The organism is Macrococcus equipercicus (genome assembly GCF_004359525.2).
GTDB classification, from domain to species: domain Bacteria; phylum Bacillota; class Bacilli; order Staphylococcales; family Staphylococcaceae; genus Macrococcus; species Macrococcus equipercicus.
Genome location: NZ_SCWC02000003.1, coordinates 241,896 through 256,012 on the forward strand (window position 1 = coordinate 241,896; position 14,117 = coordinate 256,012).

Here is a 14,117-nt window from a genome sequence, read left to right on the forward strand (position 1 = left end):
CATTTATGAATATCATTTTAATGGGTTTACCTGGAGCAGGTAAAGGAACTCAAGCGAGTGAAATTATTAAGAAATACCCTATCCCGCACATCTCAACAGGCGACATGTTCAGAGCCGCTATCAAAAATGGCACACCGCTCGGCAACGAAGCAAAGTCCTATATGGATAAAGGCGAACTTGTTCCTGATGAAGTGACAATAGGTATTGTTAAAGAGAGATTAGCAGAAGAAGACGCAAAAAAAGGATTTTTACTGGATGGCTTTCCACGGACAGTCGAACAGGCTGAAGCGCTGAATGACATTATGGCAGAATCAGGTCGCAGGATCGAAGCTGTCGTTAACATCGAAGTTCAGGAAGAGGAACTGATGAATCGTCTGACAGGCCGACGCGTGTGCGAAGTATGTGGCACAGCTTACCATTTAGTATTTAATCCACCTAAAGTTGAAGGTATTTGTGACCTTGATGGTGGGAAATTATATCAACGTGAGGATGACAATCCTGAAACTGTTGCTAACCGTCTCAGCGTCAACATTAAGCAGACTCAACCACTACTTGATTTCTACAGCAATGAAGGTGTGCTTAAAAACATTGATGGCTCAAGAGACATCAAAGACGTAACAGCGGACGTTGAAAGTATATTGACTAACCTATAATTCATGTACCTCTCATTCGCCTCCGGGTGAATCACTTAGGTGGTAAGCATCACAGAGTATCCGATTATTATAACGATATAGGTGATTCAGCACCAAGTGACGTTATCTCACCTGAAGTTAGAACGAGTCTTTAGGAAAATCATCTAAATTCAGGTATAATTATCTGGTTAAGGATGAAGGCAACCAACTTTTCTTAAATACTATATAAGGGGGCAATTGATAATGGCTAAACAAGATGTTATTGAATTAGAAGGTACAGTACTCGATACTTTACCAAACGCAATGTTTAAAGTAGAATTAGAAAATGGTCATGAGATCTTAGCGCACGTGAGCGGTAAAATCCGCATGAATTATATTCGTATTCTGCCTGGCGACAAAGTAACAGTTGAAATGAGTCCATATGATTTAACACGTGGACGCATCACGTATCGTTATAAATAAGAAGAACTCCATCATAAATAGGAGGTAATAAACATGAAAGTAAGACCATCAGTTAAACCGATTTGTGAGAAATGTAAAGTTATCCGCAGAAACGGTAAAGTAATGGTAATTTGTGAGAACCCAAAACACAAACAAAAACAAGGATAAAAATGGAGGTGCACTATAAATGGCACGTATCGCAGGTGTAGATATCCCTCGTGAGAAACGCGTTGTAATCGCGTTGACTTACATTTATGGTATCGGTAAAACTTCCGCACAAAAAATTCTTTCAGAAGCAGGAATCTCTGAAGACACTCGTGTGCGCGATTTAACAGAAGATGAATTAAACAAAATCCGTGAAACGGTTGACGGTTACAAAGTAGAAGGTGACCTTCGTCGTGAAACAAACTTAAACATCAAACGTTTGATGGAGATTGCTTCTTACAGAGGTATTCGTCATCGTCGTGGTTTACCAGTTCGTGGTCAAAACACAAAAAACAATGCTCGTACTCGTAAAGGCCCAGTTAAAACGGTCGCTAACAAGAAGAAATAATAAGTAAAGGAGTGAGAATTTCATGGCACGTAAACAAGTATCACGTAAACGTAGAGTCAAAAAGAATATTGAAAACGGTGTAGCTCACATCCGTTCAACATTCAACAACACAATCGTCACTATTACTGATGAATTCGGTAATGCATTATCATGGTCATCTGCTGGTGCATTAGGTTTCAGAGGTTCACGTAAATCAACGCCGTTCGCAGCTCAAATGGCATCAGAAACAGCTTCTAAAGCAGCTATGGAACACGGTTTAAAATCAGTTGAAGTTACTGTTAAAGGACCGGGTGCAGGTCGTGAAGCAGCTATCCGTGCATTACAGTCAGCTGGTCTTGAAATCACTGCGATCAAAGACGTTACACCAGTACCACACAACGGTTGTCGTCCGCCAAAACGTCGTCGCGTATAATTTTTAGTACTCGGAGACAGTTACAATAGTAGACGAACTAAAAAATTATTCGACGTTGTTGAAGGAGGATAAATAAATGATCGAAATCGAAAAACCTAGAATTGAGACAGTAGAAATTAGTGAAGATTCTAAATTCGGTAAATTCGTAGTTGAACCGCTGGAACGCGGGTTTGGAACAACTTTAGGTAACTCCTTACGTCGTATCCTACTATCTTCTTTACCAGGTGCGGCTGTCAAAAACATTGAAATCGAAGGCGTACTACATGAATTCTCTACTGTAGAGAACGTTGTGGAAGATGTAACAACAATGATCATGAACATCAAAAAACTGGCGCTTAAAATCTACTCTGATGAAGATAAAACGCTTGAAATTGATGTGAAAGATGCTGGGGTTGTCACAGCTAAAGATATTATGCATGACAGTGATGTTGAAATCTTAAATCCTGATTTACAGATTGCAACAGTCTCTCAAGGCGGACATCTTAAAATGCGTTTGGTGGCTAATGCAGGGCGCGGCTACACTTTAGCAGAAGATAATAACACAAGTGATTTACCAATTGGTGTGATTCCAGTGGATTCTATCTATACACCGGTTGAGCGTGTGAACTATACCGTTGAAAATACGCGTGTAGGTCAAAGTACGAACTTTGATAAATTAACATTGGATGTCTGGACAGACGGTTCATTGACGCCGCAGGAAGCTGTATCGCTTGGTGCGAAAATCATGACTGAACATCTGAATATCTTTGTGGATTTAACAGATGAAGCACAGAACGCTGAAATCATGATTGAAAAAGAAGAAGATCACAAAGAAAAAGTACTTGAAATGTCGATTGAAGAATTAGACCTTTCAGTGCGTTCTTATAACTGCTTGAAACGTGCAGGCATTAACTCTGTACAGGAGCTGGCAGACAAATCTGAGGCGGACATGATGAAAGTTCGCAACTTAGGTCGCAAGTCTTTAGAAGAAGTTAAATTTAAATTAGAAGATTTAGGTCTTGGATTAAGAAAAGAAGACTGATAAAGGAGGTACGATTCATGGGCTACAGAAAATTAGGCCGTACTTCAGATCAACGTAAAGCAATGTTACGCGATTTAGCGACATCATTAATCGTTAACGAGCGCATTGAAACGACTGAAGCACGTGCGAAAGAATTACGTAAAATCGTTGAGAAATTAATCACTTTAGGTAAACGCGGTGACTTGCATGCACGTCGTCAGGCAGCTCAAGTATTACGTCGTGTTGAAATCACTAACGAAGATGACACTACTCAATTTGCAGTACAAAAATTATTCAATGAGGTTGCACCACGCTACGCTGAGCGTCAAGGTGGTTACACTCGTATCATGAAAGTTGGACCACGTCGCGGAGACGGTTCAGAAATGGTTATCATTGAATTAGTATAATTCCGGTTATGGGGATCGCTTATCTTACTTACACACACTATAAGCAAATGAGTGCAACGATAATGTTTGCCACACACAAATATTGTCTAGCTCAGAGTACTCTGCCACAATTGAACACAGCAATGCGTGAACTCGTGGCAGAGTGCGCGCTTTTTTCATTAAATCCGGATGCCCGGGTTTTTTGTTTATATACAGCTTTTTTATTGTCGTAACCATTCAGGCAGATACTTGAGTGAATGTTTACTAGAATGAAATAACCGGTTAACAATGAAGTGGATTTTGTTATACTATAACTATTGAATGAACAGCAATAATAAAGGATCAGCTGGTGAGGGGGGGTGAGTGTATGACGTTGATTGAAGTGAGTGGGTTGAGTCATCGGTATGAGGAACGGGAAGGAAATGCGCTGACGGATATATCATTCTCGGTGGCACAAGGTGAATGGGTGTCCATCGTCGGCCATAATGGCTCGGGCAAGTCGACGCTTGTGAAGCTGCTCGGTGCGATTATACCGGTGCAGCACGGATCAATTAACGTGAGCGGGATAGAGGTCATCGAAGCCAACTGGTACGATGTCCATAAGACGGTCGGTATGGTGTTCCAGAATCCTGACAATCAGTTCGTCGGTGCGACGGTCGAAGACGACGTGGCATTCGGTCTTGAAAATCATGGCATCAGTTATGACGAGATGCACCGGCGGGTCGATGACGTGCTCCGTACGGTGTCCATGAGCCATATGAAGACGCATGAGCCGCATCACTTGTCAGGCGGTCAGAAGCAGCGCATGGCGATAGCAGGCGTCATTGCGCTGAGACCTGACGTCATTATTCTTGATGAGGCAACGGCTATGCTCGATCCTGAAGGACGGCTGGAAATTCTCAATGTGATCCGCGAGCTGCAGCAGCGGCTGAAGCTGACCGTCATCGCGATTACGCATGACCTTGAAGAGACGATTTATGCCGACCGGATATTAGTGCTGGAACAAGGGCAGCTAGTGATGGCAGGAACACCGGAAGCGATATTTGAGCAGGGTGACCGTCTGACCGCAATCGGGCTTGATCTGCCGTTCTCGATGAAAGTGTATCACGCACTGACGGGAAAGACTGAATTTGTACTGGATGAGGAGCTGCTGGCACGCTTATGATTACATTTGAACAGACAGGCTATGCCTATTCAAAAGGGACGCCCTTTGAAATGCGCGCCCTCCATCAGATCAATACATCCTTTGAAGAAGGAAAGTACTATGCTGTTATCGGTCATACCGGTTCCGGCAAGTCGACATTAATCCAGCACTTGAACGGGCTGTTGAAGCCGACTGAAGGGCATGTCCAGTTCGATGAGCTTGTAGTCGATAACAAGACGAAAAATAAGCACCTCGCTGCTTTAAGACGTAAAGTCGGTGTCGTCTTCCAGTTTGCCGAGCAGCAGTTGTTTGAAGAGACAGTGCTGAAAGACATTATATTCGGTCCGAAGAACTTCGGTGTCAGTACGGAAGCAGCGACGAAGAAAGCGTATGAGCTCGCCGGCCTTTTGAAACTCGACCCGAAACTGATGACTGTATCCCCCTTTGAACTGTCAGGCGGCCAGATGCGCCGCGTGGCTATCGCAGGAGTGCTTGCCATGGAGCCGGACATACTGGTGCTCGATGAGCCGACAGCAGGCCTTGACCCCGCCGGTCAGAAAGAGATCATGCAGTTATTTAATGACATCCAGCAGCAGACAGGCATCACCGTCATACTCGTCACGCATCAGATGGAACAGGCAGCCCGAGCGGATGAGCTGCGTGTGCTGCATCAAGGCAGGCTCGTCATGACAGGAACACCGCGTGATGTCTTCAGCCGTGACTTGACGCCTTACGGACTGATGCCGCCGAAGATTGTCCAGCTGCAGCGCGCAGTGGAGGAGAAGCACCAGATCACATTCCCCGCGCTCGCACTGACCATCGACGACTTCGTCCGGATGTATGACGACTGGAGGTCAGCTCATGCTTGATCAGATGATACTCGGCCGCTATGTGCCGATGGATTCGTATGTCCACCGACTTGATCCGCGGATGAAAATAGTGTTTGTCTTCATGATGATGATCACGATATTCGCGGCGAACAATGTAGTGACATACGGCATACTGTTAGTCATGACACTGGTCATACTCTACTTGTCGAACTTGAAGCTGACGTTTCTCATCAACGGGCTGAAACCGATTCTGCTGCTGCTGATTTTTACATTGTTGATGCATGTCTTTCTGACAAAAGGCGGGACGCGTCTCTTCAGCTACGGCATCATCTCTATCGACAGCAATGGCATTGTCCAGGGATTGTTCATCACAATACGCTTTGTGCTGATCATCTTCCTGACGACGATAATGACATTGACGACAAGCCCGATAGCGCTCACTGATGCGATTGAGTCGCTGCTCGGCCCGTTCAAGAAGTGGAAGCTTCCTGTCCATGAGTTCGCGCTGATGATGTCTATCGCGCTGCGCTTCATCCCGACATTGATGGATGAATTGACAAAGGTCATGCGGGCGCAGATGTCCCGCGGCTCTGATATGACGTCAGGCTCTTTCATCAGCCGGCTGCAAGCCATCACACCGCTGCTCGTGCCGCTCTTCGTCTCAGCGTTCAAGCGCGCGGAGGACCTTGCTGTGGCGATGGAAGTGCGCGGCTACAGAGGCGACATCGGCCGGACGAAATACCGGAAGCTCGACTGGCAGAAGCGTGACACATGGTCACTCGTGACAGTCATTCCGATGATATTAGCAATACTGTACTTTAGAACATAGAGGTGACATGATGCGTATACTATTACAAATCACATATAACGGTGCAGGCTTTCAAGGATTCCAGATCCAGAACGAAGGCCGCACCGTCCAGTATGAACTGGAGCGTATATTGAAGCGGATGCACAAAACATTCGTCCGGATCCACCCGTCATCCCGGACGGATAAAGGCGTCCATGCGTTATGCCAGTACGTCCACTTTGACACACCGCTCAAGCTGACGCCCGCTAAATGGCAGCATGCGTTCAACTCAGCACTGCCGGATGACATCTACGTCACAGCCGTCAGAGAGATACAAGAGAGCTATCACTCGCGCTACGACTGCATCGGTAAGGCATACCGCTACAAGGTGTATCAGGGCGCACACAGAGACGTCATGAAGAATGGCCGGGAGACGTATATACCAGACGAACTGGATCTTAAACGGATGCAGGAAGCGGCACAGCACTTCCTCGGGACACACGACTTCACGTCATTCTGCTCGGCGAAGACAGAGATCGAGAACAAAGAGCGCACCATCTACTCATTCAATGTAGAAAAGACAGCAGACGGCTATGACTTCCACGTCATCGGCTCAGGATTTCTCTACAACATGGTCAGAATTATGGTGCAGCACTTAATGGATATCGGACAGGGTAAGAAAGACGGACAAGACATCCCGGGCGTCATCCAGGCGCGCAATCGGGAGAAGGCAGGGAAGACCGCGCCCGCTGAAGGATTATATCTTGAAAAGATCTATTTGACTGAAGAAGAACTGCGGGCTGACCTGCCGGACGGCACAGAGATTATCAGCAAGAGAAAGAGAGAAAGAATTACACAATAATCATTGACAACTCACCCCAGAGTGTTATAAGATAGACAACGGTATTGTTTAATATCAACCACTACAATAAGCCCCGGAAACTTATTGTGTTACAGATATATAGACAGGAAATCAGAGGGAATTTTTTTTATTTTAGGAGGAAATCGAAATGCGTCAAACATTCATGGCTAACGAATCAAACATCGAACGCAAATGGTACGTTGTTGATGCAGAAGGACAAACTTTAGGTCGTCTTTCTTCAGAAGTAGCATCTATCTTACGCGGTAAAAACAAACCAACATTCACACCACACGTTGACTGTGGCGATCACGTCATCATCATCAATGCTGAGAAAATCTACCTTTCAGGTAACAAACCAGCAGACAAAGTCTACTACCGTCACTCATTACACCCAGGTGGTCTGAAATCAATCACTGCTGGTGAATTACGTGAGAAAAACCCAGTACGTTTATTAGAAACATCTATTAAAGGGATGTTACCAAAAGGTTCTTTAGGCGACAAAATGGGCAAAAAATTGCACGTTTATGCTGGACCAGAACACAAAAACCAAGCACAACAACCTGTAAACTACGAGTTACGTGGTTAATTAAGAGGAGGACATTACATTGGCACAAGTTGAATACCAAGGCACAGGCCGTCGTAAACATTCAGTAGCACGTGTACGTTTAGTACCGGGCGAAGGTAACATCACTATCAACAAACGTGACGTACGTGATTACCTACCATTTGAATCATTAATCTTAGACTTAAACCAACCATTCGATCTGACTGAAACTAAAGGCAACTACGACGTTTTAGTAAACGTTCAAGGTGGCGGTTTCACAGGACAAGCACAAGCAATCCGTCACGGCATCGCGCGTGCGTTGCTTGAAGCAGACCCAGAATACCGTGGTGCGTTAAAACGCGCGGGCATGTTAACTCGTGACCCACGTATGAAAGAACGTAAAAAACCAGGTCTTAAAGGCGCTCGTCGTTCACCACAGTTCTCAAAACGTTAATGCTGGAATTGTTGCAAACTTGTTTGCTTACAAGTCCAGTACGCAAACTGGCGTAGACAGTTTGTGTTCCATTGAATATACGTTTACAGCACTTCTCGAAAATGTTCGGGAAGTGCTTTTTTATATGTTTTTAACATGTATGTTACCTCTTAAGTACCCTTTCAATTTTTAGGATTCCATTTAGGTGTAAGTCTAAATATGCTAAATGAACTACCCTTGCTTCTATCAAGGTATGATTCCATATGATTGTTGATTAAATATTCTCTAATTGGCTCATATAGTGAAGAAATTACTGCTAATCCAATAGTTTGTGAAATAATATTTCGTTGCATAATAATATCTACATGAACTTTTCTTAAATGGTGTTGGTAATGAGCCCCTTGTCCTTTATCTACCAATACCTCAATGCAATGCTTTATGTCTTTTTCTTTAAGTTCGTCATTTGCATTAGCAATCTTTAATAGAGGTTGAGCGATAAATTCTTTATAAGTATAAACGTTTCTTTCTACTATACATTTACTTGAAGCATAAAAATATGGACTTTGATTTTTCCTATCGTCATATTCTCTGTAAATTAATGAAATTTTAGGAAATATTTTTGCTTCTTCAAATCTTAAGGTGTTATTTTCAAAGGTAATAAGTAAATTATCCATAAGACTTAGTAATGAAAACTTTTCTCTTTGCTTTTTTCCTCGTTCATGACTTTCATTTTGCTCTAAAAATAATAATCTAAGTTGCACCATTATAACTGGTTCAAATTCATGTAATCCCTCGGTTTCTATTAACTCTAAGCTTCTTTTTATGACTGATAAAGAATCATATATCTTAAGTATAGGATCATTTGCAAATGAAAATTCATTCTCATTGAAAGAATCAGAGAAACAGGGATTGATAATACAAAAGCCCAGTATATATAAAAAAAGATAAAAATGAAGATAGATGACTCTGCGCTACATTTTTTCAAGAACATTTGATATATAGAATTAAATCATTATTTTAACTATGGAAAATGATTAATCCAGAGTATTAACATATAAAAAGTTCTTCTTGCATCCCTAAAAAATGTACTTTGAAATCTACTGAATTATTCCTGATGTAATTGTAATTATTTTGAATTTGTGTTTATAATTAATTATAAAACTAAAGAAGATGTTATCTTATTTAGTTTATCTATCATTTTTGATGCGTTATTAATCCATTTTTTTTATGAGTTTTGTTACACTAGGTTCCGTTTGGGAATGGGCTAAAATCTCTAATAATGTTAATCTATTTGTTCTATTTTTCTCAGGTGTTTTGTACATTGTTAAAGAATCGTTAAAGAATACAATGTTAGAAAATTAAATTGAAATAATTAATGTAGTAAATCGAAAGGGCGATTATTTATGACTTCATTTAACAAAGCATTTTTCATAGGATTACCATTAATAACAATGACTATACTTATAATTTGGTTTGCTATCGCAAATAATAATGATAGTATTTTATTAAAAATCATCATGTCTATCATTGGTTACATTGGTATGCGTACATTCTTTAAAAATTTAGCACATCATCTTGACAACAAACAAGCTAATCATTAATTTGATTAGCTTTTATTTTTATAATTGAATCGTATTTAATGCATCTTATCTATAAATAGATAAGATCTGCAAAATAAAAATATTTATTTTATGTAATAATTTTGAAAATAGACTGTTTATAGAAAAGTTAATTTATGAGAAATATAAATAGAAGTAATTTAAAACTACATTTTTACAATATGATGAACAAAATATTTTAAAAAAATAGTGTAAACAAATTATGCGATGACAATAATTTTAGGTTACTGAAGAAAAACGGGTGATAGGATTGCGATTAGCTACATGGAAAATAAGTGATATAGATATTATAAATAAATTTTCAAAAAAACAACTTAATGAATATGATAAAGTTAATTTTTTAAATGATAGCAATTATAATATTTGGTGTATTTCAGCAGAAACATTAGAGGAATTAATTACTAATTCATTGTTTACAGCAGTTAGATTTCCTGAAGAATTATATATTTTTGAAACTGAAGATTACTACACAATAGATAAATGTCAATGGTACAAAGATGTTAGTATGAAAAGGACTGATAATTCTTTGCTGAATCTAAGTAATTATAAAATTAAGGATGATGCAAAAACTCCTAAAGAATATCTAGTAAAAGAAATTCCTGATAATGCAATTTGTTTTACTGTGAAACCGACTAATATAAAAGTTTTTAATGAACCAATTAATAAGGTTTTTAATCTATGTCACGAGGAATTCCTAAAAAGATATCAAGCTCCCGTATATAACGACTTTTATAAAAGTGCAGAATTAGCAAATGCAAATAGGAATCAATTTATTATTTATTTACTACCACTTTTATGGGTTTATCATATTGAATTTCAGAATGATAAAATGTATAAAACAAATGAATTTAATTGGCATGTAGCAGAGATTATATCGATGACTTTTATAAGTTTATATGCAGAAAATGATTTTAATTTACTTTATAAAGCCCTAAATAATTTTCGACTATGGGATTCAACTCAATATGGCTGGAAAAATGATAAATATTATGAGATTTGGAATGAGTGTTTTAGTAGCTTAAAATCCAACGCATCTAAAACGTATTCTGCTATAGTAAATAAAAAAATATCAAGAAACGATTTGTGTCCATGTAAGAGTGGAAAGAAAGTAAAGCACTGCCATGCAGATTTATTGTGAAATCTTTTTCAAGAAGAAAAAATTCATTTTAAAAGCACAGTTAATGTAATCAGTGGATAAAATATTATAAATTAACACATTTCAATATTCTCTGGTGTATTTGAATTATTGTTAATGATAATTTCTTTGAAAGAAATCAAAACTACTTAATAAAGAACTAACTTCCGATGAAAAAGCTGAATATTGAGGAATAGCGTATACTACTGCGAGAGAATTAAAAGAAGGAATTATAAGTATTGATGAAGCATCATTTAGGACACAAGTTAAGTTAACTGACGGTTATAAAATTGCATTTGAAGGATATAAGCCTGAAGAAGTTAGTTTAGAAAGAAGAATAGCGATTGTTGATGCAGCAATAGGCATAAATAAAATTGATGGTCTTGCATTGTCGGATGAATATATAGAAAAAATGTATGATATGGCACATGGAAGAATTAAGCAATCTGAATTTGCTGAGTATGTTTTGCAAAGTACTAGAAGTAAATTAGATTAAAAGTAAAAGTCAGCAAATGCTGGCTTTTTATTTTTGCGCTTGAAAGTTATTAACAGAGTAAAAGATATATGGGATAATAGAAATAATATACAAAATAAAACGAGGTACTTTATATGAGTAAGATAACTAAAAAAGACAATCAAGAATTTAAAAGATCTCTTAAAAACTTTAAGAATGAATCAGATATAGAAAATGCATACAAACGAATATTTCAAAAAAGATATATAGATGGAAATCCAAACGCTACATTACATAATGCATACGGTAGTGATGGTTTCTTGAGATCAGGTGATTTAGTTTTAGCATTAAAAATGTTGATGGAGTTCAAACAAAAACTAGACTTATTAAAAGTTTCATCTAGAGCAAGAATCATAGCTCAGGTAATTTATTATTTAAAACAGTTTGAGTTAAATGGTGAAGAGTTACCAAATGTAATTTTTAGTGGTGATGAAGATGAAATGTTTGTGGTATATGCTCCAGTTTTATATGACTATTTAAAAAAGGATTTAGATTGGAATATTGCGCCAAGTGATGCTTGGATGAAAAATATAGATTTAATGAATCAATTAAATAATGATCCTAATTTATCTACTTTTGTATTTAATATCAATACAAAGAATTTTGATATTAATGATGTATTAGATGCTATAGATAGTTTAGTAAATAATGATGGAGTAATGTACAAAATTAAAGTAACAGAAAAAAATATAAGGATTGTTTTTGATGAATTTGTAAGATTTATATTTTCACGTGACAGAAAAGTTAAAGTTGGAATTAACCCAGAAAAACAACCACATTTGCTGGTATCAATATTTATTAATTCAATAATAGGTAATCCAAATATTTATCCTGTACCTACGAAAAGAAATGTTCTACAACTTCCTGATAAAAGTGAAATTTCTATCGATACCAACGCTTATGGTGCATTTTTTTCAAGATATGAAAGAAAATATACATTATCTGAACAAGATCATATTAAATCAATAGCAGATCAGTTAATAGAAGAGACATCAAGACGCTTTGCTGGAGATTTCTGGACACCAACTGTTTGGGCAAATAGAGCTAATGATATTATTTCTGAAGTAGTAGGAGATAGTTGGAGAAATGACTATGTTGTTTGGGATCCTGCATGTGGAACGAAAAACTTAACTAGGGATTATTTGTTTGACAATCTTTATTGCTCAACACTGTATCAAGAAGAATTAGATATTTCGAATGATTATAATCAAAATTCAAAAAGTTTTCAGTATGATTTTCTTAATGATGATATAAATATCAATCCTGAAAGTAATCCTTATGAAATCAAAATGCCTATAGAATTATTTGAGTCATTAAAACAAAATAAACCGTTTATCTTCTTTGCGAATCCACCATATGCGACAGCAAACAATGCCGGTTCTAAAGGAACGTCGAAGAAAAGTGTTGCAATTACTGAAATCAACAAATTAATGAAATCAAATGGTTTGGGTAAGGCATCTCAACAACTTTATGCACAGTTTTATTATAGAGTAATAAAATTAGTTGAGGATTTTAATCTTACAAATGTTCATATAGCTTTCTTTAGTAAATCTCAATTTATGAACGGTGGAGATTATTGGACTCATTTCAATAACAAATTATTCAGTAACTTTAAATTTCAAAAAGGTATTTTATTTAATGCTGGTGAGTTCTCAGATGTAAGTAATGATTGGGCAATTGCATTTAGCGTATATAAGAAAAGAGATGTTACAAAAGAAGATTATTCTAAATTATTTCCGATGTCAGTAGAACATTTAGAAATAGATGGTATAGTCCAAGATAGAATAAAAGTGATTGAAGAAATAGAGCAATTGAACTTTTTATCGAAGTGGGTTAGAGAACCGAATGTAAAAAGAAAGGACTTTATGGATGGCCCATATCCTCATTTTTCTTCTGCTTTTAATATAAACGAAGGTGTAAAAACTAGTGGTAGACTATTAAATAATTCAATTGGATACATGGTTAATGTAGCAAACAATGTTTTTAAATCTCAAAGAGATGTATTTATTTTAAGTGGTAGTGCTTATATGGGGCATGGATTATCTATTACACCTGAAAATTTCGAACGTATCGCTATAACATTTGCAGCAAGGAAATCAATTAGGCATACATGGATAAATGATATGGATAATTTTAAAGCCCCAGATTTTAGAGAAATAACAGATGTAGAAAAGGATGAATTTATATCTGACTGCATTATATATAGCCTGTTCAATATAAATGCAAGTTATCAAACTTCTCAAAGGGATATAATTTATAATAATCAATCATTTGATTTGAAAAACGAAATGTTTTTCATGGGTATAGAAGACATAAAGAAATTAGCTGAAGATAACTATAATTATGATATAGAAAATCAACTTAGATTTGAAAAAGAAGAAAGATATGTTTATTTGTTAATTAAGACAATGAATTTAAGTAAGGAAGCTACTTTAGTATATGATCAAGCAGTGGAACTTTTAAAAGTTTCATTTAAGTATCGCAATTTAGCAAATGAAGATCACCCAGAATGGCATGTTAACAATTGGGATGCTGGTTTCTATCAAGTATTTAAATTAATAAATGAGTATAAAATTGAAGGATTTGATGAGTTCAAAAATTCATATAATGATTTAGAAAGAAAAATTGAGAATATAGTATATGATTTGAAAATGTTACAAAAATAATATTAGGAGAAATTAATGGAAGAATTAACGAGAGTAAATCTTTTTAAGTTCATGTTTGATTCTGAGCTAGAATTATTAGCTAGTTTACCTGTATCATTAATTGATTTATACAGACAGAATTATGAAATCTTAAATAATATTGAGCAGAATTTTTATTAT

Annotated in this window: 17 protein-coding genes; 16 read left to right on the forward strand and 1 reads right to left on the reverse strand. The window is 37.4% G+C overall.

The window, feature by feature from the left end:
• Positions 1–5: 5 nt before the first annotated feature.
• The 13 genes from ERX35_RS06395 (at position 6) to rpsI (ending at position 8,045) form a co-directional block, all read left to right on the forward strand.
• Positions 6–653 (forward strand): adenylate kinase, encoded by a 648-nt coding sequence (locus tag ERX35_RS06395; RefSeq protein WP_149459090.1) that lies wholly within the window; start codon positions 6–8, stop codon positions 651–653.
• Positions 654–875: 222 nt separating this feature from the next.
• On the forward strand, positions 876–1,094 hold the full coding sequence (gene infA / locus ERX35_RS06400) for a translation initiation factor IF-1 (RefSeq protein WP_001118443.1): 219 nt from the start codon (positions 876–878) through the stop codon (positions 1,092–1,094).
• A 33-nt stretch (positions 1,095–1,127) separates the two neighbouring features.
• Positions 1,128–1,241, forward strand: a complete 114-nt coding sequence (rpmJ, locus tag ERX35_RS06405; RefSeq protein ID WP_017473641.1) for a 50S ribosomal protein L36 — start codon at positions 1,128–1,130, stop codon at positions 1,239–1,241.
• A 19-nt stretch (positions 1,242–1,260) separates the two neighbouring features.
• A complete protein-coding gene (rpsM, locus tag ERX35_RS06410; RefSeq protein WP_133451650.1) occupies positions 1,261–1,626 on the forward strand; it encodes a 30S ribosomal protein S13 in 366 nt (121 codons plus the stop codon).
• A gap of 22 nt (positions 1,627–1,648) precedes the next feature.
• Positions 1,649–2,038, forward strand: coding sequence for a 30S ribosomal protein S11 (rpsK, locus tag ERX35_RS06415; RefSeq protein WP_133443079.1), 390 nt, complete (start codon positions 1,649–1,651; stop codon positions 2,036–2,038).
• A gap of 76 nt (positions 2,039–2,114) precedes the next feature.
• The gene (locus tag ERX35_RS06420) at positions 2,115–3,059 is read left to right on the forward strand and encodes a DNA-directed RNA polymerase subunit alpha (protein WP_149459091.1); all 945 of its coding nucleotides are present in this window, start codon (positions 2,115–2,117) and stop codon (positions 3,057–3,059) included.
• 17 nt (positions 3,060–3,076) lie between these two features.
• A complete protein-coding gene (gene rplQ / locus ERX35_RS06425) occupies positions 3,077–3,445 on the forward strand; it encodes a 50S ribosomal protein L17 (protein ID WP_149459092.1) in 369 nt (122 codons plus the stop codon).
• A gap of 346 nt (positions 3,446–3,791) precedes the next feature.
• Positions 3,792–4,589 (forward strand): energy-coupling factor transporter ATPase, encoded by a 798-nt coding sequence (locus ERX35_RS06430; protein WP_149459093.1) that lies wholly within the window; start codon positions 3,792–3,794, stop codon positions 4,587–4,589.
• Positions 4,586–5,437 (forward strand): energy-coupling factor transporter ATPase, encoded by an 852-nt coding sequence (locus ERX35_RS06435; RefSeq protein ID WP_149459094.1) that lies wholly within the window; start codon positions 4,586–4,588, stop codon positions 5,435–5,437. Before ERX35_RS06430 ends, ERX35_RS06435 begins: the two co-directional genes overlap by 4 nt.
• Positions 5,430–6,227, forward strand: a complete 798-nt coding sequence (locus tag ERX35_RS06440; RefSeq protein ID WP_149459095.1) for an energy-coupling factor transporter transmembrane component T family protein — start codon at positions 5,430–5,432, stop codon at positions 6,225–6,227. The genes ERX35_RS06435 and ERX35_RS06440 overlap by 8 nt, the downstream gene beginning before the upstream one ends.
• A gap of 10 nt (positions 6,228–6,237) precedes the next feature.
• Entirely contained in the window at positions 6,238–7,047 is an 810-nt protein-coding gene (gene truA, locus ERX35_RS06445) for a tRNA pseudouridine(38-40) synthase TruA (RefSeq protein WP_149459096.1), read from the forward strand.
• Positions 7,048–7,195: 148 nt separating this feature from the next.
• A complete protein-coding gene (gene rplM / locus ERX35_RS06450) occupies positions 7,196–7,633 on the forward strand; it encodes a 50S ribosomal protein L13 (RefSeq protein WP_149459097.1) in 438 nt (145 codons plus the stop codon).
• Between the two features lie 19 nt (positions 7,634–7,652).
• Complete coding sequence (gene rpsI, locus ERX35_RS06455) at positions 7,653–8,045, forward strand: 30S ribosomal protein S9 (protein WP_246143134.1); 393 nt, start codon at positions 7,653–7,655, stop codon at positions 8,043–8,045.
• A gap of 161 nt (positions 8,046–8,206) precedes the next feature.
• On the opposite strand, the gene ERX35_RS06460 is transcribed toward rpsI, so the two are convergent.
• Positions 8,207–8,788 carry a hypothetical protein gene (locus tag ERX35_RS06460; protein WP_149459099.1) on the reverse strand — a complete coding sequence of 194 codons (582 nt, stop codon included), beginning with the start codon at positions 8,786–8,788 and terminating at the stop codon, positions 8,207–8,209.
• Positions 8,789–9,427: 639 nt separating this feature from the next.
• On the opposite strand from ERX35_RS06460, the gene ERX35_RS06465 reads away from it, so the two are divergent.
• The 3 genes from ERX35_RS06465 (at position 9,428) to ERX35_RS06475 (ending at position 13,958) form a co-directional block, all read left to right on the forward strand.
• Positions 9,428–9,625 carry a hypothetical protein gene (locus ERX35_RS06465; protein ID WP_149459100.1) on the forward strand — a complete coding sequence of 66 codons (198 nt, stop codon included), beginning with the start codon at positions 9,428–9,430 and terminating at the stop codon, positions 9,623–9,625.
• A 268-nt stretch (positions 9,626–9,893) separates the two neighbouring features.
• Entirely contained in the window at positions 9,894–10,781 is an 888-nt protein-coding gene (locus ERX35_RS06470; RefSeq protein ID WP_149459101.1) for an SEC-C metal-binding domain-containing protein, read from the forward strand.
• Positions 10,782–11,387: 606 nt separating this feature from the next.
• Positions 11,388–13,958 (forward strand): hypothetical protein, encoded by a 2,571-nt coding sequence (locus ERX35_RS06475; RefSeq protein ID WP_149459102.1) that lies wholly within the window; start codon positions 11,388–11,390, stop codon positions 13,956–13,958.
• The last annotated feature ends 159 nt before the right edge of the window (positions 13,959–14,117 follow it).